The organism is Tenacibaculum aiptasiae, from assembly GCF_008806755.1.
GTDB classification, from domain to species: Bacteria; Bacteroidota; Bacteroidia; order Flavobacteriales; family Flavobacteriaceae; genus Polaribacter; species Polaribacter aiptasiae.
Window position 1 is genome coordinate 1 of sequence record NZ_WAAU01000045.1, and the last position, 220, is coordinate 220.

Genomic DNA, 220 nt, shown 5'->3' on the forward strand with positions numbered 1-220 from the left:
AATCTGATAAAATATCGATATCTCTTATTAAGATATTTTTATCGTTTAATACTTCATCAATCATTTGCTCTAAATAACCCGAAAAACGTGCTATACTTGAAGCTTCAAATAAATCTTTTCGATAAGTAATTGATAAACGTATTGAATCTTGATCTAAAACATTTAACTCTAAATCAAATTTTGATACTAAATAAGGAACTTCATGCTCTATTATTGATAA

General features: G+C 24.5%; 1 protein-coding gene. It reads right to left on the minus strand.

Annotation, left to right across the window (positions count from 1 at the left end; genetic code table 11):
* Positions 1-220 (minus strand): condensation domain-containing protein (locus tag F7018_RS17935; protein WP_150901483.1); only part of this gene is annotated, 220 nt, incomplete at both ends.